Annotated in this window: 21 protein-coding genes; 15 read left to right on the forward strand and 6 right to left on the reverse strand. The window is 52.9% G+C overall.

Annotated elements, in window-relative coordinates; translation table 11 throughout:
- The first annotated feature begins 5 nt into the window (after positions 1-5).
- Positions 6-1,199 (forward strand): DNA-processing protein DprA, encoded by a 1,194-nt coding sequence (dprA, locus tag PsW74_RS10790; RefSeq protein WP_063289431.1) that lies wholly within the window; start codon positions 6-8, stop codon positions 1,197-1,199.
- Between the two features lie 12 nt (positions 1,200-1,211).
- Here the strand turns inward: dprA and PsW74_RS28865 are convergent, their stop codons facing one another.
- Positions 1,212-1,349 (reverse strand): hypothetical protein, encoded by a 138-nt coding sequence (locus PsW74_RS28865; protein ID WP_193775974.1) that lies wholly within the window; start codon positions 1,347-1,349, stop codon positions 1,212-1,214.
- A gap of 385 nt (positions 1,350-1,734) precedes the next feature.
- On the opposite strand from PsW74_RS28865, the gene topA reads away from it, so the two are divergent.
- From topA to rpmG, 6 genes are all read left to right on the forward strand, one after another.
- Entirely contained in the window at positions 1,735-4,530 is a 2,796-nt protein-coding gene (gene topA, locus PsW74_RS10795) for a type I DNA topoisomerase (protein WP_057463364.1), read from the forward strand.
- Positions 4,531-4,671: 141 nt separating this feature from the next.
- Positions 4,672-6,939: a ribonuclease R gene (gene rnr, locus PsW74_RS10800; protein ID WP_063289432.1), complete on the forward strand. Its 2,268-nt coding sequence runs from the start codon at positions 4,672-4,674 to the stop codon at positions 6,937-6,939.
- A gap of 49 nt (positions 6,940-6,988) precedes the next feature.
- Positions 6,989-7,405: a DUF983 domain-containing protein gene (locus PsW74_RS10805; RefSeq protein ID WP_057463365.1), complete on the forward strand. Its 417-nt coding sequence runs from the start codon at positions 6,989-6,991 to the stop codon at positions 7,403-7,405.
- 3 nt (positions 7,406-7,408) lie between these two features.
- Positions 7,409-8,170, forward strand: a complete 762-nt coding sequence (locus PsW74_RS10810; protein ID WP_063289433.1) for a hypothetical protein — start codon at positions 7,409-7,411, stop codon at positions 8,168-8,170.
- A gap of 225 nt (positions 8,171-8,395) precedes the next feature.
- Positions 8,396-9,577, forward strand: coding sequence for an MFS transporter (locus tag PsW74_RS10815; protein ID WP_063289434.1), 1,182 nt, complete (start codon positions 8,396-8,398; stop codon positions 9,575-9,577).
- A gap of 164 nt (positions 9,578-9,741) precedes the next feature.
- Positions 9,742-9,909 (forward strand): 50S ribosomal protein L33, encoded by a 168-nt coding sequence (gene rpmG / locus PsW74_RS10820; protein ID WP_008552972.1) that lies wholly within the window; start codon positions 9,742-9,744, stop codon positions 9,907-9,909.
- Positions 9,910-10,899: 990 nt separating this feature from the next.
- On the opposite strand, the gene PsW74_RS10825 is transcribed toward rpmG, so the two are convergent.
- Positions 10,900-11,271 carry a response regulator gene (locus PsW74_RS10825; protein WP_057463368.1) on the reverse strand — a complete coding sequence of 124 codons (372 nt, stop codon included), beginning with the start codon at positions 11,269-11,271 and terminating at the stop codon, positions 10,900-10,902.
- Positions 11,272-11,424: 153 nt separating this feature from the next.
- Between PsW74_RS10825 and PsW74_RS10830 the strand changes: the two genes are divergently transcribed.
- Genes PsW74_RS10830 through PsW74_RS10845 form a run of 4 tightly spaced genes read left to right on the forward strand, consistent with a single transcriptional unit; the run spans position 11,425 to position 14,217 of the window.
- Positions 11,425-11,730, forward strand: coding sequence for a DUF3572 domain-containing protein (locus PsW74_RS10830; protein WP_057463369.1), 306 nt, complete (start codon positions 11,425-11,427; stop codon positions 11,728-11,730).
- The gene (locus PsW74_RS10835; protein ID WP_063289435.1) at positions 11,717-12,397 is read left to right on the forward strand and encodes a hypothetical protein; all 681 of its coding nucleotides are present in this window, start codon (positions 11,717-11,719) and stop codon (positions 12,395-12,397) included. The genes PsW74_RS10830 and PsW74_RS10835 overlap by 14 nt, the downstream gene beginning before the upstream one ends.
- Before the next feature lie 46 nt (positions 12,398-12,443).
- Entirely contained in the window at positions 12,444-12,863 is a 420-nt protein-coding gene (locus PsW74_RS10840) for a hypothetical protein (RefSeq protein ID WP_063289436.1), read from the forward strand.
- A gap of 55 nt (positions 12,864-12,918) precedes the next feature.
- Positions 12,919-14,217 (forward strand): DNA polymerase IV, encoded by a 1,299-nt coding sequence (locus PsW74_RS10845; RefSeq protein WP_063289437.1) that lies wholly within the window; start codon positions 12,919-12,921, stop codon positions 14,215-14,217.
- 1 nt (position 14,218) lies between these two features.
- Here the strand turns inward: PsW74_RS10845 and PsW74_RS10850 are convergent, their stop codons facing one another.
- Positions 14,219-15,148: a DUF1849 family protein gene (locus PsW74_RS10850; RefSeq protein WP_193775975.1), complete on the reverse strand. Its 930-nt coding sequence runs from the start codon at positions 15,146-15,148 to the stop codon at positions 14,219-14,221.
- Positions 15,149-15,454: 306 nt separating this feature from the next.
- On the opposite strand from PsW74_RS10850, the gene PsW74_RS10855 reads away from it, so the two are divergent.
- The 4 genes from PsW74_RS10855 to PsW74_RS10870 all read left to right on the forward strand — a co-directional run bounded on the left by PsW74_RS10855 (position 15,455) and on the right by PsW74_RS10870 (position 18,652).
- Positions 15,455-15,922 carry a RidA family protein gene (locus tag PsW74_RS10855; protein WP_063289438.1) on the forward strand — a complete coding sequence of 156 codons (468 nt, stop codon included), beginning with the start codon at positions 15,455-15,457 and terminating at the stop codon, positions 15,920-15,922.
- Between the two features lie 59 nt (positions 15,923-15,981).
- Positions 15,982-16,749 carry a glycerophosphodiester phosphodiesterase family protein gene (locus PsW74_RS10860; protein ID WP_063289439.1) on the forward strand — a complete coding sequence of 256 codons (768 nt, stop codon included), beginning with the start codon at positions 15,982-15,984 and terminating at the stop codon, positions 16,747-16,749.
- Positions 16,750-16,784: 35 nt separating this feature from the next.
- Positions 16,785-18,023: a GNAT family N-acetyltransferase gene (locus tag PsW74_RS10865; RefSeq protein WP_063289680.1), complete on the forward strand. Its 1,239-nt coding sequence runs from the start codon at positions 16,785-16,787 to the stop codon at positions 18,021-18,023.
- Positions 18,024-18,214: 191 nt separating this feature from the next.
- Positions 18,215-18,652, forward strand: coding sequence for an HIT family protein (locus PsW74_RS10870; protein ID WP_063289440.1), 438 nt, complete (start codon positions 18,215-18,217; stop codon positions 18,650-18,652).
- Positions 18,653-18,825: 173 nt separating this feature from the next.
- On the opposite strand, the gene PsW74_RS10875 is transcribed toward PsW74_RS10870, so the two are convergent.
- The 3 genes from PsW74_RS10875 to PsW74_RS10885 form a co-directional block, all read right to left on the reverse strand.
- Positions 18,826-19,620 carry a GNAT family N-acetyltransferase gene (locus PsW74_RS10875; RefSeq protein ID WP_063289441.1) on the reverse strand — a complete coding sequence of 265 codons (795 nt, stop codon included), beginning with the start codon at positions 19,618-19,620 and terminating at the stop codon, positions 18,826-18,828.
- An 81-nt stretch (positions 19,621-19,701) separates the two neighbouring features.
- A complete protein-coding gene (locus tag PsW74_RS10880; protein WP_063289442.1) occupies positions 19,702-20,049 on the reverse strand; it encodes an AzlD domain-containing protein in 348 nt (115 codons plus the stop codon).
- Positions 20,046-20,810 carry an AzlC family ABC transporter permease gene (locus PsW74_RS10885; RefSeq protein WP_063289443.1) on the reverse strand — a complete coding sequence of 255 codons (765 nt, stop codon included), beginning with the start codon at positions 20,808-20,810 and terminating at the stop codon, positions 20,046-20,048. Before PsW74_RS10885 ends, PsW74_RS10880 begins: the two co-directional genes overlap by 4 nt.
- Positions 20,811-20,963: the final 153 nt, after the last annotated feature.

Consider the following 20,963-nt stretch of genomic DNA (forward strand, 5'->3'; position numbering starts at 1 on the left):
TGTAAATGGAGACAGCCACCAAAAGCCGGGCACCACACCTAAGTGATACCCAACGGCTTGCGTGGCTTCGCCTTATTCGCTCTGAGAATGTCGGGCCAAGAACATTCCGGGAGCTTTTCAACCATTTTGGCTCAGCACAAGCGGCACTTGATGCCCTGCCAGAGCTATCCCGAAGAGGCGGTAAGAAAACTTATCGCCTTTTTTCTATGGACAAAGCCGAAGCCGAACTGGCTTCCCTCTATAAAATGGGCGCACGCCTCGTCGCCATGGGTGAGACCGCCTATCCTCCGCTTCTCAGACACATTGATGCACCGCCACCCCTGCTCGCAGTTCGAGCCAGAGAGCCGTTGCAACAAGAGCTCACCGGCACGCAAAAGACGCTTGCGATCATCGGCGCCCGCAATTGCTCGGTCGCCGGAGCAAAGTTTGCAACAAAACTGGCTAGAGACCTTTCAGCAGAAGGCTTCACCATCATCTCAGGTCTGGCACGAGGCATCGACAGCGCAGCGCATCAGGCCGCTCTCACGTCTGGCACCATCGCCGCCTTTGCCGGAGGCATAGACACCATCTACCCCAAAGAGAATACGGAACTTTTTGCAAAGATGATCGCAGCCAACGGAGCAGCCATCAGCGAAATGCCCATGGGCTGGAACCCGAGAGCTCGGGATTTCCCCCGCCGCAACCGCCTAATCTCGGGAATGTCATTGGGTGTTATCTTAATTGAAGCCGCAGAAAAATCAGGATCTCTGCACACCGCCCGATACGCACTGGAACAGAACCGAGAGATATTGGCAGTCCCTGGGTCTCCATTGGATCCTCGGTCAGTCGGCGCCAACAAACTTATCCAGCAAGGCGCTGCGCTCATTCAATCGACTGACGATATTCTGGAGATCATGGAACCCAAAATCTCTATGTCCCTGCCACTTCATCAGGGGATTGATGATCCTGCTATGAGCTGGCCAGCATTGGAGCAGGCAGATGCAGACGAGACCTCAAGCCCACTCAATGCCAAAGAACAGGACAGACAGGCCGTCATCGATGCACTGAGTGAGACCCCCATAGATCAGGATGAGCTCCTGCGATTTACCGGTGTCACCTTACAGACGCTTCAACTCATCCTGCTGGAGATCGAACTGGCCGGACGCTTGGAGCGCCACAAACCCAACAAGCTTTCTTTGATACATTCTGACAGAGCGTGACAATTTTGCGTCTTAGCCGGTTTCGTTGTTTTCGAGATCCAAGCCCTCAACCTCAACAGGGTCCGGTAATCCACCGGATTGAGCTTCCGCTTCTTTTTGAGCCAGAAGCAATAAGTATCTCAGCAGGTCGAGCCTCTGCGATCGCGCCATGTCACTCAATTCACGACACATTTTGGCGCAGTACTCTGCTACGTCACGTGTTTCGATTGTTCTGTCATTTTTCGGCAACGGGTAATTACGCAAGCTTTTTAACCTTCTTATGCAACCATGACACAAGCCTCAGATGATAAAAAGCGCTTTGCAATCTGAGGGTTACAGCAAGTAAAGCCATTACCTTAGGTTGCGTAAATTAGCAAGCGCAACCAAAATATGACCCAAGGAAAATTAAGGGAGTGGCTTTTCCGCTCTTGACCAATTGATCTGAAAAGGCCATTTGACAGCCGCGAAGTCATCCGAGATTGTGTCGGTTCGACTCATAAAACGGTTTTTGATTTATCAATTCCAAGACGAGATTTACGCGAAAGCCAGGAAATCAATGAACGTAGTCATTGTGGAATCACCGGCGAAAGCCAAGACCATCAATAAATATCTGGGCAAGGACTATATAGTTCTGGCGTCCTACGGCCATGTGCGCGATCTGCCTCCAAAGGACGGCTCCGTGCTGCCGGACGACGACTTTGCCATGTCTTGGTCTGTCGATTCCAAATCTCAAAAGCGCCTGTCGGATATCGCCAACGCTGTGAAGGAGGCTGACCGCCTTATTCTCGCAACTGACCCCGACCGCGAAGGAGAGGCCATTTCTTGGCACGTCTTGGAAGTTTTGAAAAAGAAACGCGTCCTGAAGGATAAGAAGGTCGAGCGCGTGGTATTCAACGCGATCACCAAGAATTCCATTCTGGAAGCAATGAAAAATCCGCGCGAACTGGATGTGCCACTTGTCGACGCCTATCTGGCTCGTCGCGCACTCGACTACCTCGTGGGCTTTACGCTCTCACCGGTTCTATGGCGCAAGCTGCCAGGTGCCCGCTCAGCAGGTCGCGTGCAATCCGTTGCGCTGCGCCTTGTGTGTCAGCGCGAGAACGAGATCGAGACATTCCTCTCTCAGGAATACTGGTCCATTCTGGCAAACCTGAACACACCGGAAAACGCACCGGTTCAGGCACGCATCACCAATTTTGACGGCCAGAAGATTACGCGCCTCGACATTAAGAACGAGCAGGAAGCCACAGCGATCAAGCAGATGCTTGAAGGTGCGAGCTTCTCTGTCAGCAATGTTGAGAGCAAGCCACAACGACGTAATCCATATGCACCATTCACCACCTCGACCCTTCAGCAGGAAGCTTCCCGTAAGCTCGGCTTTGCAGCAGCACGCACCATGCAGGTTGCGCAAAAGCTTTATGAAGGCGCGAATATCGGTGGTGAAACCACTGGTTTGATCACCTATATGCGTACCGATGGTGTGCAGATCGCTCCGGAAGCAATTCAAAGCGCGCGCGCCGTCATCGGCTCCCGTTATGGGGATGAGTACGTTCCTGAAAAGCCACGGGTGTATACATCCAAAGCCAAAAACGCTCAGGAAGCACACGAAGCGATCCGCCCGACTGACTTGTCCCGTCACCCACGGGACATGGCAAAGTTCCTCGACGAAGACGGCGCACGCCTTTACGAGCTGGTCTGGAAGCGTACCATCGCCTCTCAGATGGAATCTGCTGTACTGGAGCGCACCACTGTTGACATCGAAGCTGCAAACGGCGCCAAGAAAGCTGCCCTGCGCGCATCTGGCTCTGTTGTCCGTTTCGATGGCTTCCTCACCCTTTATCAAGAAGGTAAAGATGATGAGGAAGACGAGGAAAGCAAGCGCCTGCCGCCAATGACGAAGGGCGACAGCCTCGGTCGTAAAGGCATTGAAGCCAACCAACACTTCACAGAACCTCCACCACGCTTCACCGAAGCAACACTGGTGAAGAAGATGGAAGAGCTGGGGATTGGTCGCCCGTCCACCTACGCCGCAACGCTGCAAACTCTGCGCGATCGCGAATACGTAGATCTGGACAAGAAACGCCTGATCCCACAGGACAAAGGTCGTCTGGTAATTGCATTCCTTGAAGACTTCTTCAATCGCTACGTGGAGTATGACTTCACAGCAAGCCTTGAAGACCAGCTCGACAAGATCTCAGCTGGCGATCTGGAATGGAAGGCCGTCTTGCGTGACTTCTGGAACCCGTTCCACGAAATTTGTGATGAGGTGATTAAGCGCTCCAACACGGAAGTGTTGGATGCCCTGAACGAAACCCTCAAAGCACACGTCTTCCCAGACAAGGAAGATGGCTCTGATCCACGCAAGTGCCCGAAATGTGAAACCGGTCGCTTGTCATTGAAAGTCTCCAAATTCGGCGCGTTTGTTGGTTGTTCCAACTACAACAAAAACAAGAAAGACGGCAAAGAACCAAACGAAAATCCGCCACATTGTGATTATACACGTCAGCTCACCTCAGGCGGTACATCTGATGCGGGCGCAGCAGCAGACGGACCTCAGGTTTTGGGCATTGATCCGGAAACCGGTTTGGAAGTCTCCTTGCGCACAGGCCGTTTCGGCCCATATGTACAGCTAGGTGAAGAAGCTAAACCAAAGCGCTCGTCCCTGCCACGTGGCTGGAGCACTGCCGATCTGGATCTGGAGAAAGCCCTTCAGTTGCTTTCCTTGCCACGCGAAGTCGGCACCCATCCAGAAGATGGCAAGACCATTTCCGCAGGCCTGGGCCGTTTTGGACCATTCGTGCTACATGATGGCACCTATGCCAACCTGGACAGCCCGGACGAAGTCTTCTCCGTCGGCATCAACCGCGCCGTAACCCTTTTGGCAGAAAAGCGCGCCAAGGGCGGAGGCCGCGGAGCTGCCGCAAAACCACTCAAAGAACTTGGTGACCACCCCGATGGCGGCGCCATCAACGTATACAGCGGTCGTTATGGCCCCTACGTGAAGTGGGAAAAGATCAACGCAACCCTTCCAAAGGACGTTGCACCAGAAGCTGTCACGCTGGAACAGGCAACAGAGCTTGTAAATGCCAAGGCAGCAACAAAAGGTAAGAAGAAAGCGCCTGCCAAAAAGGCAGCTGCAAAGAAAACAACGGCCAAGAAAGCAGCGCCCAAAGGGGCACTGAAAGAACTTGGCGATCATCCGGATGGTGGAGCGATGGAGCTGCGCGACAGTGGCCGCCTCGGCGTTCGGATCAAATGGGGCAAGGAGTTCACCTCCCTGCCAAAAGGAACAGACCCGGAGACGGTAACCCGCGAACAGGCAATCGAGCTGATCAACGCGAAGAAGGATTAAGATCCCCGTTACTCTCCGGACAACGAAACATAAGGGCTTCCGTTTATCGGGAGCCCCTTTTCGCGGCATAAAGGCCGCACTGGATGAGATACATTGAGCCGAAAAAAGGCCACTGAAAAAAGACATAAGGGACCGGCAGAAATGCCATCCCGCGAAGACATTCTGAAGTTTATTGCCGACAATCCCGGCAAAGCTGGTAAACGCGAAATCGCCCGCCATTTTGGTATCGTCGGCGCCGCGCGCATCCCCCTCAAACGAATGCTGAGAGATTTGACTGAAGCTGGTCATCTCGAAAAACGCCGGAAACGCATGTTGCGTCCAGGCGATCTTCCTCCTGTCTTTGTTGTAAAAATCACAAGCAGAACTGCTGACGGTGAGCTCCTCGGCATCCCGATGAACTGGGATGAAGAGCATGGAGAGCCACCGAACGTTCTCGTCTTGTCGCAAAAGAACAAAAACAAATTCAACCCCGTCCCAGGCATCGGCGACCGCGCCCTTGTGAAACTGCTGGACGATCAGAATGGATCCCCCGAAGCCAAACACGTCGTGCGCGTGATGAAGCGTCTGGAGAACCAGGACACCGACGTCCTTGGCATCCTGCGCATCAACAAGGCAACCAAAGCGGCAACTCTGGAACCAGTTGACCGCAAGCAGCGCGCTGTCGATCTGGATCCGCGTGAGCTGATGGAATCTGAAGACGGTGACCTCGTAAAGATCGAAGTCCACAAAGTCGGACGATACGGCACACCGCGTGGCCGCATCGTCAAACGCTTTGGGTCCACCACCTCAGAAATGGCTGTCTCCGAAATCGCATTGCACACACAGGGTATTCGTAATGAGTTCCCAGGAGCTGTCATTGCTGAATCGGAAAACATCAAGCCTGTTGGCCACAAGGGCCGTGAAGATTGGCGTGACATCCCGCTCCTCACCATCGACCCTGCGACAGCAAAAGATCACGATGACGCGGTCTATGCTCAGTTGGACAACAGCCCGGAGAACGAAGGCGGCTGCATCGTTTACGTCGCAATTGCAGACGTCGCAGCCTATGTCACACCGGGCTCCCCGATGGATAAGGAAGCACTGCTGCGCGGCAACTCGGTCTATTTCCCTGACCGCGTAATCCCAATGCTACCTGAGCGCATCTCTAACAATTTGTGCTCCTTGCGCGAGAACGAAGACCGCCCGTCCATCGCAACACGGATGGTCTTTGACAAGAACGGCAAGAAAACATCCCACTCGTTCCATCGCGTCATCATGCGCAGCGCGGCTAAGCTCTCCTATCAACAGGCCCAAAAAGCCATTGAAGGCGTGACAGACGACAAAACCGGCCCGCTGCTGGAACCGGTTCTTGAGCCATTGTGGGCTGCCTATGAGATCCTGAAACGTGGCCGAGACAAACGCCAGCCGCTGGAACTCGACATCCCGGAACGCCGTATTCTGCTGAAAGAAGACGGCACCGTTGACCAGATCGTCGTTCCTGACCGATTGGATGCGCACAAACTCATCGAAGAGTGCATGATCCAGGCGAACGTCGCAGCAGCAGAAGAGCTTGAGAAACGCAACTCTGCCCTGCTCTATCGTGTGCACGATGCGTCGACACCGGAAAAGCTGGAGAACCTGAGAGATTTCCTCTCCACGCTGGACGTCAAACTGCCTCACATTGGCGGCCTGCGTCCTTCTGTGTTCAACAACATTCTCGACAAGTTCAAAGACACCGCAAGCGCTACCATGGTGTCAGAGGTCGTGCTGCGTTCACAGGCACAAGCAGAGTACAATGCCGAGAACATCGGACACTTCGGCTTGAACCTCCGACGTTATGCACACTTCACATCCCCTATTCGCCGCTATGCAGATTTGATAGTGCACCGCGCACTCATTCGTGCACTCGGCCTCGGGGATGATGGCTTGCCATACGGCATCGAAGAGAAGCTACCTGCCATTGCAGCCGAGATTTCTGCGGCAGAACGACGGGCGATGCTGGCTGAACGCGAAACCATTGACCGACTGATTGCCCTGTACCTTTGCGAGAGAATTGGGGCTGAATTCTCTGGGCGAATTGCCGGAGTGACCAAATCTGGCCTGTTCGTCAAACTGCTACAAAATGGCGCAGACGGCTTCATTCCTGCATCTACCATTGGTATGGATTACTACGAATATGTAGAATCGGCTCATGCCCTCGTGGGCAGAGCAACTGGTGAAACCTACCAACTTGGTGACGCAGTGCAGGTCAAACTGGTGGAAGCCGCCCCATTTGCGGGCTCTTTACGGTTTGAAATGCTCACAAAAGGCAAATCCAAGGGCGAAGCAGCGGGACGGGTTGCTAAGCACAAGGGTTGGCAAGCAAGAAACAACAGCAAGCCAAAAGGTTTACACCGGTCAAAAAACGGAAATAAGCGGAAGCGCACATAAAAAGAACGTGCGCTCCCCTGCATTTACGGGACGGAAAAGGCAGGTATAAATGAATACCCATCAAGATCGGAATACCGGAGAAGCGGTGCTGCGTGGCATGCGCTGCAAATGCCCTTCCTGTGGCATTGGCTCTGTCTTCGACGGTTACTTGAGCGTGAAACAGTCCTGCGACAACTGTGGTGAAGAACTTCACCACCACCGCGCAGATGATGCTCCGCCCTATTTCACTATCTTTATCGTTGGTCACGTCGTCGTTGCGCTGGCCATGTGGGTAGAGATGGCCTACGTGCCGCCTATGTGGCTCCACATGGCCGTCTGGCTGCCTTTAACCATCATCATGTCTCTGTCTCTCCTGCGCCCAATCAAGGGCGCCTTGGTTGGTTTGCAATGGGCACTACGTATGGATGGCTTTGCAACTGCCGGCAAAGCACCTAGTTTTGGCCCAACACGCGCCAATCAGAGGTAAGGAATGTCCACGGAAGACCTGACGAAAGAAGTCAAAGTTGAGCGAGCGGAAGAAAACAACAACCCGGCCGCTCAGCCTTTGAGGCCAAAAGACGCCTCCACACTGCTTATTCTGGATCGCAAGGACGATGGCTCCCTGCATCTGCTGATGGGCAAGCGTCATATGGCGCACAAATTCATGCCTGGCAAATTCGTGTTCCCAGGTGGCCGTGTCGATTCTGAAGACAGCCGTGTAAGATATGTACGTGACTATCATCCAGATGTTCTCGCCAAACTCAACTACGACAAAAAGCAGATAAAGACTGAAAGCCGCCTGCGTGCGCTGGCAATTGCTGCCATTCGCGAAACCTACGAGGAAGCAGGCCTGTTTGTTGGCCGCAAAACCGAAGGCCCAAGCGAACCAGCAGGTCCAGGCTTTGAAGCTTTTGACGAACTGGGCATCCTGCCGGATCTTGAGCCACTTCGCTACGTTGCCCGTGCAATCACCCCTCCAGGCAGGACCCGCCGCTTTGATGCACGGTTCTTCGCTGTATGGGCGAACCAGATTGCGCACAAGCTGGAAACCGGCATTGGACCAACAGAAGAGCTGGAAGAGCTCCAGTGGCTGCCAATTGAGCAGTGCAAAGAGCTGGACTTGCCACGCATCACTCTGGCTGTCCTGACAGATCTTGAAAATCGCCTTGCCAAAGACCCGGATCTTTCTCCAGATGGCCCTGTGCCATACTACTACTGGAAGAATGACGGCTTCGCGCGCGAAGAAATTTAATTCTGATTATCCAAGGCGCAACAAACATATATCGCCACGATACTATGTGTTGCGCCTTGCACTTTTCCTGATAGAAGCATTTAGAGCGTATCCCCGGAAAGCAGATCTGTTTTTCGGACAAGAACACGCATGAAACACGGCTTTAGAACATGACGCGTGAATGTATATGAGCGCAATATGGACGAAAGCACCTGCTCGTAACGAGCTTGAAACGCAGTTGTGTAAATGCTTCAGACATCGGGCACTTTAGCCAATTCCCTCTCACCGAAACAGGTTCGCGGCATCATTGCAGCCATCGCGGCGATCACAGCTGTTGGCCTTTCTCTGTCCGCAAGCCTGCCTCTGCTTGCACTCACGCTTGAGTATCGCGGTGTCAGCGACACATGGATCGGCATCAACACCGCATTCTCCGGCGTCGCCTCCATTGTTGCGACACCGGTCGGCCCTTACCTTGCACGCAAACTGGGCACACCTCAGGCGCTCCTGATCAGCCTGTTGGTCGCAGGCTTCTCCCTGCCCTTCTTTTTTGTGTTTGAAAACTTCTGGGCATGGTTCCCACTCCGTCTGCTGTTCCACGGTGCAACAACCTCTGCCTTCATCCTCTCCGAGTTCTGGATCAACGCACTGGCACCTTCAAAGCACAGAGGCTTCCTCATGGGCGTTTACGCAACTGTGCTGGCCCTTGGCTTTGCCTCAGGGCCTCTGGTACTTGCATTTGCGGGCACAACAGGCGCACTCCCATTCTTGCTGGCAAGCGCAGGCATCATTATTGCAGCCTTACCTGTGTTGATCGGTTTCAACGCTGCACCGAGAATCGAAAGTGAAGCGACCTCAAAGCTCTATGCATTTTTGTGGATAGCTCCAGCTGCCACATTCGCCGGATTTGTCTTCGGAGCTGTGGAACAATCAGGCATATCATTGCTTCCTTTGTTCGGCCTCAAGATTGGCCTGACAGCGCAAACTGCGACCCTGCTTGTCTCGGCAATGGCTGCCGGCAACATGGTACTCCAGATCCCGCTGGGAATGCTCTCTGATCGCATGAACCGCCGTCATCTGTTGGTCTATTGCGGAGCTATTGGCGTGATCGGCGCACTGCTTATGATCCCGCTCTCCGGCAGTTTTTATGGCATCTGCGCTCTTCTCTTTGTCTGGGGCGGTGTCGTGGCCGGGCTCTACACAGTTGGCCTCACACACCTTGGTGCACGCTTTGATGGGGCTAATCTGGCTTCCGCCAATGCGGCCTTCGTTCTCATGTATTCTATTGGCCAGTTGGTGGGCCCTGCCAGCACCGGACTTGCTCTTTCCGCGTGGGGTGCGGACGGACTACCACTGGTATTTGCAGGTTTCTTGGGCGCATATGTAATTATATGCCTGATAAGGGGGACAAGACTCGGCTCAGCGCCCTAATGCATCTTGACTTTAGCCCTGTGATTAGTAATGTGCGCGCTGAATTCCCAAAGTTTCCCCGGAAGCGCACCCTACCCGAAGCGAAGGTGTGAGGGTGCCACCGGGACAAACAAAACAACCGGCCACTTCTTTAAAAAGGCCGAAAACAGACAGGATCCTTAGCGATGGCCAAGGCGACCACCATTAAGATCAAGCTGCAGTCCACTGCGGACACCGGCTACTTCTACGTGACTAAAAAGAACTCCCGCACCATGACCGAAAAAATGGTGAAGCGTAAATACGACCCAGTCGTAAAGAAGCACGTTGAGTTCAAGGAAACCAAGATCAAGTAAGTCTTGGCTTCATCTGAATTTTCAAAAAAGGCGTTTGCAGTCTGCAAGCGCCTTTTTTGTATGCGCTCTCAAGAGCGCGTTCTCACGACAGCCCCTCCAGCACTCAAGCGCAAACAAGAATCGCTAACTGAGCACTCCTCAACCAACACGCTTGCACGCTCGAACCACTCAATTGTCAGGGGTGGACAACATTTCCTCACACAAGAGGAATTGGACTGAGTATAGTCCGGTCAATACGGTCAATTCCGCTTCAAATTCAACGAGAATTGGCCACCACGATCACTTTGACACATAAGAAAACCGCCCCGAATGACCGATCACACCAGCTTCACGCCTCCTGCAAGCCCTCCACGCACTAACTCTGGCACAGACGCGCAGAATCCAGCGCAAACAGCACCAGATGCACAGGCCCATGCCTGTGAGCGTCAATCCTCTACTATTGGAAAGAAGTGGTGGCCGGCGAGAACCGGATGACACGAGGAGGCCACTCAGAACCCGCTTACTCGCCGGCCAACCCCACGGACCCAGGAGATGCGGCGGACCTGAGCGCTCCGTAGGGAAACTATGAAGCAGTATTGCCGGGACCTATTCAATCAACCAAAGGCCAATACTGCAATTTTACAGTCAATAATTTCATGAAGCTGATGATTTCGTATATCACCATCGCAACATTTACGACTTTAGTAAAGCTTTAAGGTAATTGCGCTCCTGAAAATGGAGGGGATTCTTCACCTATACACAACAAAAGGAAAGAAACCGCCGATTATCAAGAGGCATACGCACAGAAACCCAACAGTCCCTGCAAGACTCACTCGGTGATTTCATCTAGTTTCAAAGACCTACGACTTTTGATGAGAGTCTTTCACTCAATGAAAACTGGTAAGATCAAACAGGTTACTAAAGCTTTGCTTTCTGAGGATCGGTAAACCCACAACTTCTAGCTGAGCACAATTTACCAATTAACCACAATCACAACTAATCACGGCTGTATTATGTGTCCTTCAGGAACCCTGAGACTGTCTCCAGGAAGTTGCCAACAGAGATTGGCTTGGAAATGTAGGCCTCACATCCGCCCTGGCGAATGCGCTCCTCATCCCCCTTCATGGCAAAAGCAGTCACCGCAATCACAGGAATGATCTTTAAGTCATCATCCTCTTTGATCCATTTGGTCACTTCAAGCCCTGAAACTTCAGGCAGCTGGATATCCATCAGGATCAGATCCGGCTTATGTGCACGAGCAAGCTCAAGCGCTTCCATGCCATTGCGAGATTGCAAGGTCGCGTATCCATGAGCTTCAAGCAGATCGTTAAACAGCTTCATGTTGAGTTCGTTGTCTTCAACAATCAGCACGGTCTTTTGCATCAGTTCAGTCCTGCACAGAATGCCGCCCCAAAAATGGTTTAGCCATAAATAAAGGTGTGATGCAGCCGCGTTGCGACTGGCATTGGGACAAGTCCCACACTAAATTTCCTGCTACATAGTTAATTCGGATTCGTTTCAGAAAGGCAAACACCAATGAATTTAGGCAAAACCGGCAGTTTGACCGAAGATACTGCACAGGAAATTGCAATTGGTGCCCTTACATTTCTTGGCAGCGAGCCCGAACAGCTCGGTCGCTTCCTGTCTTTAGCCGGGATTGGGCCTCAAGAGATTCGCGACGCGGCAGCCGAGCCGGGCTTCCTGGCAGGCGTCCTTGAATTCCTGATGCAGGACGAGCAACTACTGCTCGCCTACACAGAAAGTGTCGGTGTTCGCCCGACCATGATTGCCGCAGCTCATCTTAAACTTGCTGGAGGCGTAGATTTCCTTGCCCAACATTGAGACCGCAAACGCCAGCGCATTGCAGCAAATCAAAGAGATCGAAAAACGCGCCCATCCGCTCCTCATCTGCGACGTGGACGAAGTTCTGTTGCAATTCATCCCGCACCTTGAGCGTTTCATGAAAGATCATGGCGTCGCCTTCAAGGAAACCGCCTACCGCCTCAAGGCAAACATGGTCTACACGCAGACTGGCGAGAACCTGACAGATGATGCTTGTATGGCTGTCATTCATGACTTCTTCGAAAGCGAGGTCGGCAAGCAGGAAGCTGTTCCACATGCTGCTGAACAGCTTGAGCGCCTGTCGAAGCTCTGTGACATCGTCATCCTGACTAACTTGCCCGGGAGCCACAACAAATCCGCCCGTGAAAACCTGCTCGCACGTCTTGGCATGGACTATCCGCTCGTCACCAACGAAGGCCCGAAAGGCGGAGCTGTTGCGGCTTTATGCGCTAAACGGGGCCATCACCCGGTTATTTTCATTGACGACAGCCCAACCAACATTATCTCCGTCGGCAAAAGCACACCTCACGTACAGCTCGTACATTTCATTGCTGACTCACGCTTCTTCGCAACCGCCGGAGATCTGCCAAACGTTGCCCTGAAGAGCAATTGCTGGAAAGAAACAGGCGATTTTATTGAAAATCTGCTGGTCGCTGCGGTAAGGTAAGCTCACAGCTGTAAGTGAACCTTTCACAAAACCAGAGAATCCAAGCGTGGAACAACTTTCAAGCACGACCCTTCAGTATTTTCTGGAGCGTTTTGGACATTTAAACGGGGCGATATTGCAAAGTGCCCTGTTCACCTCCGGTGTATCCGGTGCCCCCGGCTCCATGCTCCTGGAGTTTGCTGCGCATGACTGCCAGCGTCCGGCGACATCACCACAAGGGGCCATCAGCAAGCTGAAGATCAGGGTCGAAGAGAGTCTTGAGTTCAAACTCCACGAACCGGGCGGCGGCGCCTACACCACTATCAAACACCCTATTGTCGGCATGTTTTTGCAAGACAAGTTTTTCCTGAACTTTGATCCCGTCAACTCAAAAGACTGGACGATTGAGGAATGGGACAAAGACCAGATGCGCAATTCCGTGTTTTATGTGGGCGGCGCACGAATTTCCTGGGAGATTGAGGACTAGGTCATGCTACAGACCCTGCACCTGAACTCCAAAAGCAATCTAAGGTCTGGCTTCCATGGCACCTGAGGCCACCACTCCCCTCAAAGCACTCTGCAGGGACTGCACACACAGGTTTCGGGCAGACCTGACGCGTTGCCCCAAATGCGGCAGCCCGCGCATCCTTGCCCACGCAGAACTGGATACACTCGAAATCGCGCATATCGACTGCGATGCATTTTATGCCTCCGTCGAAAAGCGCGAGAACCCAGAGCTGGCAGATCGTCCTGTCATTGTCGGCGGTGGCCAGCGCGGCGTTGTCTCCGCAGCGTGTTACATCGCCCGCATTTACGGTGTGCGCTCTGCCATGCCCATGTTCAAGGCACTCGATGCCTGCCCGGACGCAGTCGTTATCAAACCGCGCATGGAACTGTACTCTCAGGTTGGCCGCCAAATTCGCGAAGAGATGGAAAAACTCACCCCGCTTGTCGAACCCCTGTCCATTGACGAAGCCTTCCTCGACCTCTCCGGCACGCAGAAACTTCATGGCGCGACACCAGCAGAACTACTCGTCCAGTTCGTGAACAAGATCCAGACAGAACTCAGGCTCTCAGTCTCCGTTGGCCTCGCACCCAACAAATTCCTCGCCAAAATCGCCTCAGACCTGGACAAACCCCGCGGCTTCTCGGTCATTGGGGATGCAGAGAAGAAAGAATTCCTCGCCAAACAGCCAACCAGCGTCATCTGGGGCGTTGGCAAGGTGTTTCAGGGCAAGCTGGAACGGGACGGCATCAAAACCATCGGCCAGTTGCAGCTCAAAGACCCGACAGACCTCGCGCGCAAATACGGCGCCATGGGCTTGCGCCTTGCAAAACTGTGTCAGGGGGAAGATGACCGGCACGTCTCCTCAAACAGAGGCGCAAAAAGCATCAGTGGCGAAACCACATTCAACACGGATGTCTCTGACGTCACTCAGCTTTCAAAAAGCCTTTGGGCGCTGACTGAAAAGGTCTCCTACCGCACCAAGAAGGCAGAAAAATCTGGCAGGTCCGTCACGCTGAAACTCAAAACAGCCGACTTCAAAACCATCACCCGTTCGCGCATGCTGCATGATCCCACCCAACTGGCCGACAAGATTTTCCGCACAGCAGACGATCTGCTGCACAATGTGGCCGACGGCAAAATGCGATTTCGCCTCATTGGTGTAGGGATTGGAGATTTAGGCCCGGCAGATCAGGCCGATCCGGAAGACTTACTGGACGAACAAGCAGAAAAACGCGCCAAAGCAGAACGGGCAATGGATGCCTTGCGTGGAAAATTCAAAGACAGCTCAGTCGTCTCACTTGGCCGCTCCATAAAGGCACCGAGCAAACGCTGAGCTACCGCAGCTGCTCTTTCTTGATCGCCCCTGCAAACGGTGCGCTCACTTCTTCCTCCAGCGCCACGGAGCTTCCACATGTACTGACATGCACAATAGGCTTCAGATCCAACTCAACCAAAGCACCTTCCAGCTCAAATACACCGTAATTCAGATTCATGCTTCTTGTGACACCGTTTTCATGAAGCACTGTCCGTAACTGGTAGTCCGGCGTCCGCTCACCACGCGCACCATCACTTAAGTTGAAATAAGCGATAGAAACCGGCCAGGCATCTGCATGTCCCAGAGCATTCGGCAGGGAAAGCTGATCGGAACGCTGCGCCAAAGAATCAGCCAGCTTGCGGCCAACAACAGTGGTGGCTTCAAACAACTGCTCACCAGTAACACTGCCATCATACAGCTTGGAAACCATAAAGTGCTGCCCACCAGCTGCACCATCAATCACGCTGTGCAGATGCTGCAGCGGAAACATGATGGAACCATCAAAGCTCAGCGTCTTCTCATCTGGCCCGCTCAAATCCACGTCCACTTTGGAGCTTTGATGCTCCGCTGTACCTTGTGCTTGCTCGGCCAAAAAATCATCGATGAAGGTTTTGTAGGCAAATGAAAGCTGAGAATTGTCTGGTGCTTCAAAGTAGGTGCTGCGCAGATCAGTGATAGTCTCCTGCCCCTCGTCATCAACACTCATCACCACAAAACGCAGGTCCACAGTAAATCCATCACAGGCAGAACCGGAAAGCTCATAGACCATGCGCCCGTTCACATCAGAAATGTCCGCGCCATTTTGGGCGCTCGACAATCGCATGTTATAAACGGCTTTGTGAGGCTGAAGATCGGCAGCACTGCCTAACGAGGGAAACAGCAGAAAACTCATAGAGAGGGAAGAACCTGCAATCCCGCGAAGACCATGTCTCAAGCGTAGTTTCAGCATAAAACCTCCGATCATGTCGGAACAAAAGACACGTGGGCATGCCTCTCTTCCAGCCTCAAAGAGTGCATAAACGCCACCGCCAACGCAAACATTCCACCAAGGAAATCGGTGCTAGGGTAAATCTTTCAAATTAGATACACGTTTCCCACGTAGACAACGCCCCCTGCACTCTTGCAACCATAGTGATTCTAATGTGAGTCTGCGCCTCACCTTGCAGACCACGGCTTCGTGAAGAGATAAACTCTTGAGTTTTCGTGGATTTGCATCACTTATTGCAAAAGAACATTCCGACCGGAGGGAAAACGAATGTCTGATACAATCCAGCAAAACCTCGCAAAGCTTGGTGTCACACTGCCGGAAGCTGCTGCTCCTGCTGCAAATTATGTGCCTTTCGTAAAAACCGGAAATCAGCTTTTCATCTCCGGCCAGCTGCCAATGCAGGACGGCAAGATCGCAAAAACCGGCAAGGTTGGCGCTGACCTGAGCATCGAAGATGGTGTGGAAGCAGCACGTCTTTGCGCAATCAATCTGCTGGCACAGGCAAAAGCTGCCACCGGTGACCTCTCCCAAATCGTCCGCCTCGTCAAGATCGTTGGCTTCGTCAACTCCAATGGCGACTTCGGCGACCAGCCAAAAGTCATCAATGGCGCATCCGACTTCATGGTTGCCGCAATGGGTGATGCTGGCCGTCACGCACGCTCTGCTGTCAGCGCTGGCTCACTCCCGTTCAACGCAGCAGTTGAGATCGAAGCAATTTTCGAAGTTGCTGACTAATTGTGTTCTGATCACACAAAACACCTCCCGTTTATTGAAGAAGCAAGTTCGAATAATCCATGCAAGATCTCTCCTGGCTCACCGCCCGCCCAATCGCTCACCGCGGCTTCCATAACAAAGAAGCAGGCATTCTTGAAAACACCCCGTCTGCTGTCAAAGCTGCCGTTGAAAACAACTTCGCCATTGAAGTCGACCTTCAGGAAACCAAAGACGGTCAGGTCATCGTATTTCACGACCCGAACCTTGAGCGCCTGACACACGGCGAAGGCAAGGTCATCGACTTCGATTTGGCTGACCTGCGCAAGCTCTCCATGCGCGGCTCCATTGATCCAATGTGGACCCTGCAAGAACTGCTCGACCTGGTCGATGGCAAGGTGCCGCTGGTTATTGAAATCAAAACCCTGAACCTTGCAGAAGGTCAGGATGAGTTCATTAAAACCATCGCCAAAATCCTCAGCGTTTATAAAGGTCCGGCAGCAATAAAATCCTTTGACCCGAAGATGCTTCGGACCATGAAGGACGTGGCACCGCAAATCCCGCGTGGCTGCATCTCCATGACCACGCTGAGCGAGAACGATCATCTGCACCTGACAGAACACGAGATCGAGAAAATCTCCTGGATGGTGCACATGGCAGGAACAGACCCACACTTCGTCTCCTTCTTCGTAAAAGATTTGCCTGCTGATGGCCCAAGCTTCCTGCGTGAGTTCTACGGCCTGCCAACCATGACATGGACTGTCAGAACCAAAGAAGATCGCCTCAACGCGGCCAAACACGCTGACCAGATTGTCTTCGAGGGCTTCAACCCAAACGAAGATCCACTTTAGGACCAATTGATTTGCCAGTACCACCATCACCCGTTCTGAAAGTTCTCTCATCATTGGATGAGATACCCAGCACCGACTGGGACGCACTGGCAAATCCCGGCACGCCGCCGATCCTTTACGATCAACAGGATTGGATCGATTCACCTGAAACGATCCAATCCGCACCAAACTTGCAAACTGAATCAACTTCTCAAGTTTGCGAGTTTAACCCAATGCTTTCACATGCTTTTTTACAAGCACTGGAAGAAAGCGGATGCGTCGGATGGGACGCAGGCTGGATCCCGCAACACATCTGGTGGGAAGAAAATGGCAAACCAATCGCTGCCATCCCAACCTATGCAAAAAGCCACAGTCAGGGCGAATACGTTTTCGATTATCCATGGGCTGAAGCATTTCAGCGTGCTGGCGGAAACTATTATCCCAAACTGCAATGCTCCATTCCCTTCACACCAGTACCGGGACGCCGCCTGCTGATCTCACCGCAGGCCAACCGACCAGAAACGATCAAGATCCTCACCACAGGCCTGAAAGAGCTGGCAACACGCATCGAAGGCTCATCAGCTCATCTCACTTTCCTCACTGAGCAGGAGTGGAAGGAACTGGGCGACGAAGGCTTTCTGTTACGAACAGACCAGCAGTTCCATTGGGAGAACAACGGCTACAGCGACTTCACCGAGTTTCTGGAGGTCTTATCCTCCCGCAAGCGCAAAAGCATCCGCAAGGAGCGTAAGACCGCGCTGGACCACGATATTGAGGTGGAATGGATCACCGGCCCGGATTTACAGGAAAGCCACTGGGACGCGTTCTATGAGTTTTATGTAGACACTGGCAATCGCAAATGGGGTTCGCCTTACCTCAACCGGGAATTCTTCTCACTCCTCAGCGAAAGACTGGCTGACCACACCTTGCTCATCATGGCAAAGCGCAATGGCCGCTATATTGCTGGCGCCCTCAACATGATCGGCGGCAACACCCTGTATGGTCGCAACTGGGGCTGTATCGAGAACCACCCCTGCCTGCATTTCGAGATCTGCTATTATCAAGCCATTGAGTTTGCTTTGTCGCGTGGTCTGCAACGTGTTGAGGCTGGCGCGCAGGGAAGCCACAAACTCGCCCGTGGCTACATGCCCAACCTCACCTACTCCGCTCACTGGATTGCACACCCTTCGTTAAGGAATGCAGTCGCACACTATTTGGATCAGGAGCGTCAAGCCGTTCTGCATGAACAGAAAATCCTGTCGGAACACGGACCGTTTCGCCAGCAGGGCTCCTAGAACCTACATTAAGACACCCCCACAAGATTCTGAAGAGACTCACGAATCTCGCCAAACTTGAATCAGTTTCTTAAGTCCACTCAGGTTCTCAACACCTACCAGATCGCAACACATATTTCTTATTGGGATTTCCGCAGTGAATCGCGATATGAATGGGGCCAAACATTATTGAGACCATTGAGGACCCCACAATGACCAGCTCCGCATATGATGAACACAACATCTTCGCCAAAATTTTACGCGGCGAACTGCCTTCCGAGAAGGTCTTTGAGGACGAAAATACCATTGTAATCATGGACATCATGCCACGCGCAGATGGTCATGTGCTGGTTCTGCCTAAAAACGGCTCCCGAAACATCCTCGACATTGAAGAAGCTGACCTTGCCGCTGTCGCAAAGACGGCCCAGAAGATGGCTCGTATCCTCAAGCAGGCATTTGCAGCGGACGGTATCACCATCCACCAGTTCAACGAAGGCGCTGGCGGACAGATGGTGTTCCATACCCATTTTCACGTCATTCCGCGCACTGAAGGTGTTTCCCTGCGCCCGCACACAGGCGAGATGGAAGACGGCGACAAGCTCAAAGCAAACGCAGAGAAAATCCGCGCAGCTGTTGCAGCTCACTCTTGATCAGTTCAAATGAAACAACCTCGCGCACTCACACCAGATTGCGCGAGGAAAATTCGATTCACATGAAACGACCGCCACACCAGCCTGCAATTTTGATTCTGAAATCAACGCACTAGCCCGCACACTTGAATCAGATCTTCAAGGCACCCAAAATTTCGGTTCACCTGAAATGATCAAACCAGCTCGATAGACACTTTCTCATTCAATGCCTTTTGCATGATTTTATCGAAGCGTGAATCCATGCAGACACTCAGGTCTGTCGTCACAAACTTCCCGCTCCAGTACAGCGAGAAAATCGTAGCAGCCGTCGGCGCCGACTGCGCTTTTTCCAGTGTATCAAGATGAACGATCTTGAGCGGCAACCCACGCTTTTGAGCAGTCTCTTTCAGATTCTGCATCACATGATGATCCGTGAACGGACAGCGATTGGAGTAGTACGCAACCAGCGCCTCCCCCTTTGGCCCAGCTCCTTTTTGAACCGCCTCAGAGAAGGTCGCTGAACCAGCCTGTCCATCAACACCAAGCCGCAACAGCTCAATACCATCTGGAGAGGTGTCGCAGACTTCAAAACCTTGCCGCTTGAACCATTTGCCATCTGAGAGGAAAGGCATCTTCTTAGCGCCAGCAATCGTCACAAGACCCGTTGAACCAGTCTGACGCGCCGCTTCCACAACCCTGGCCAACAACGCCTTGCCATGACCCTGCCCTTTGTATTTGCCAGAAACCCAGAAGCAGTTGATGAGCAGATGTCCGGGAGCAACCAAAGGCGCCCAGCCAGCTTCCGCTGGACCAAACTCAATGAACACCTTTGCACGCTCATCCAACCGTATGAACTGATAGTCCGAGGAGAATTGCTGGCTCAGCCAGTCCTTCTTCAACTGATAGCCCTGCGCACATTTTTTGTCCGAGATTGCACAGCAAATATGCTCATCACAGAGTGTCTGCTCATTCAAGGCAATATAAGTCATCGTCAGCTCCCGAGTCGCTAACTTACGTTAGAGCGGGAAACAACGATCAGCAATGCGTGCGATCAAGCTTAGCAAGATCCGCTAAATCAAAAAGGCCCAACCACCAATCAGCACAAACTCAGCTGTGATAATCCCGGCCATCAGCCGGTCGTTGAGGAGCTTGTATCCAACAACACCGCCAGCCACCGCAGCAAGACGCAGCCACACCGGCACATCGCCCAGCACACCTTCCGGAAACAAAACCAACCGCGCGATGATGCCAGCAATCAACGCCGTCGCAACAGCCCGCACCCACGCGAACAGAAGACTGTCCTCGCGCAGCTTGCCGGAGGCGAACACACCTATCCAGCGCCAGCACTCTGTTGCCAGAAAGCCAGCAACAAGGATCATCACATAAGGCCACCAACAGCTGCCATAAACTTCACTCACAGCTCAGCCCTCCGCGTTGCAAACAACCAGCCCGCAAAGGCAACTGTGCCGCCCACAAACCCGGTCAGCAGCAAATCAGCACCCGGAAAGAAGTGATAGAAGACAGGCCCGAGAATGAGACCCAAAATGAGCGCAGCCTTATCACCACTCGTGCGAGAAGCCTGATACATGGAAAACATGAAGTAGATCGGCGTCAGCAAAACCAGACCAGCTGCAATCGGCCCTTCTACCGCTGGAAGCACTATGTAAGACAACGCGGTCGAACACAGCACCACAAAATGCACTGTGGACCCGAACCCGGCAAAGAACGGAAGGCGCGCCGCCCTTGGCATGCTTGGCAGATTGCGCATGGCAAACACCCACGCCGTCACGGCCACGAAATGTGACACAATCAGCATATGCCACGTCTTGGTGCGCTTCTCATCCCGCAGAACGGGCATCAGCGCCACCGTCATCGGCATCAAACGCACAGCGGAAAGAGCAACCGCAATCGCAGCGGGGATCAATCCGGCTCCAGCACTCATTGCACCCGTCAAAACAACAATGCTCGGCAACGCCCACATGAACAGACTCATCAAGAGCACTTCAGTGAGCGTGAGCCCAACTTCGCGGGCCAGCGAGGTAAACCCCACAAAGGCCATCATCAAAATAAGTGTCGGGAGGCAAAACGCACCTTTAGCTCCTTGGCGGAACCAATAAGCACCTCCCTCAAATTCCGAAGGATCCTCTCCTTCGTCAATATCCATGTCTGAACTGGTCATTTAAGAACTCGGAGGCTCGCGAGATAAAAGAGCCTGTGGGGAAGAAGAAACGCAATCTATTGAAGCTGCATAAAGAAGCCTACACAAGACTACGTAGCTCCACCATACAAAAAAGCCGGAGCAGATGCTCCGGCTTTTTCTCAACTATCAATG

This window comes from Pseudovibrio sp. W74 (assembly GCF_001623085.1).
Classification (GTDB): Bacteria; Pseudomonadota; Alphaproteobacteria; order Rhizobiales; family Stappiaceae; genus Pseudovibrio.

Excerpts from the sequence above, each read along its gene's own strand:
- PsW74_RS10825 (WP_057463368.1), bottom strand. The coding sequence starts at position 11,271 with ATGCAAAAGACCGTGCTGATTGTTGAAGACAACGAACTCAACATGAAG.
- PsW74_RS10805 (WP_057463365.1), top strand. The coding sequence starts at position 6,989 with ATGAATACCCATCAAGATCGGAATACCGGAGAAGCGGTGCTGCGTGGC.
- PsW74_RS10850 (WP_193775975.1), bottom strand. The coding sequence starts at position 15,148 with ATGCTGAAACTACGCTTGAGACATGGTCTTCGCGGGATTGCAGGTTCT.
- topA (WP_057463364.1), top strand. The coding sequence starts at position 1,735 with ATGAACGTAGTCATTGTGGAATCACCGGCGAAAGCCAAGACCATCAAT.
- PsW74_RS28865 (WP_193775974.1), bottom strand. The coding sequence starts at position 1,349 with ATGGCGCGATCGCAGAGGCTCGACCTGCTGAGATACTTATTGCTTCTG.
- PsW74_RS10875 (WP_063289441.1), bottom strand. The coding sequence starts at position 19,620 with ATGACTTATATTGCCTTGAATGAGCAGACACTCTGTGATGAGCATATT.
- PsW74_RS10845 (WP_063289437.1), top strand. The coding sequence starts at position 12,919 with ATGGCACCTGAGGCCACCACTCCCCTCAAAGCACTCTGCAGGGACTGC.
- PsW74_RS10815 (WP_063289434.1), top strand. The coding sequence starts at position 8,396 with ATGCTTCAGACATCGGGCACTTTAGCCAATTCCCTCTCACCGAAACAG.
- PsW74_RS10860 (WP_063289439.1), top strand. The coding sequence starts at position 15,982 with ATGCAAGATCTCTCCTGGCTCACCGCCCGCCCAATCGCTCACCGCGGC.
- PsW74_RS10810 (WP_063289433.1), top strand. The coding sequence starts at position 7,409 with ATGTCCACGGAAGACCTGACGAAAGAAGTCAAAGTTGAGCGAGCGGAA.
- PsW74_RS10870 (WP_063289440.1), top strand. The coding sequence starts at position 18,215 with ATGACCAGCTCCGCATATGATGAACACAACATCTTCGCCAAAATTTTA.
- rpmG (WP_008552972.1), top strand. The coding sequence starts at position 9,742 with ATGGCCAAGGCGACCACCATTAAGATCAAGCTGCAGTCCACTGCGGAC.
- PsW74_RS10855 (WP_063289438.1), top strand. The coding sequence starts at position 15,455 with ATGTCTGATACAATCCAGCAAAACCTCGCAAAGCTTGGTGTCACACTG.
- rnr (WP_063289432.1), top strand. The coding sequence starts at position 4,672 with ATGCCATCCCGCGAAGACATTCTGAAGTTTATTGCCGACAATCCCGGC.
- PsW74_RS10885 (WP_063289443.1), bottom strand. The coding sequence starts at position 20,810 with ATGACCAGTTCAGACATGGATATTGACGAAGGAGAGGATCCTTCGGAA.
- dprA (WP_063289431.1), top strand. The coding sequence starts at position 6 with ATGGAGACAGCCACCAAAAGCCGGGCACCACACCTAAGTGATACCCAA.
- PsW74_RS10830 (WP_057463369.1), top strand. The coding sequence starts at position 11,425 with ATGAATTTAGGCAAAACCGGCAGTTTGACCGAAGATACTGCACAGGAA.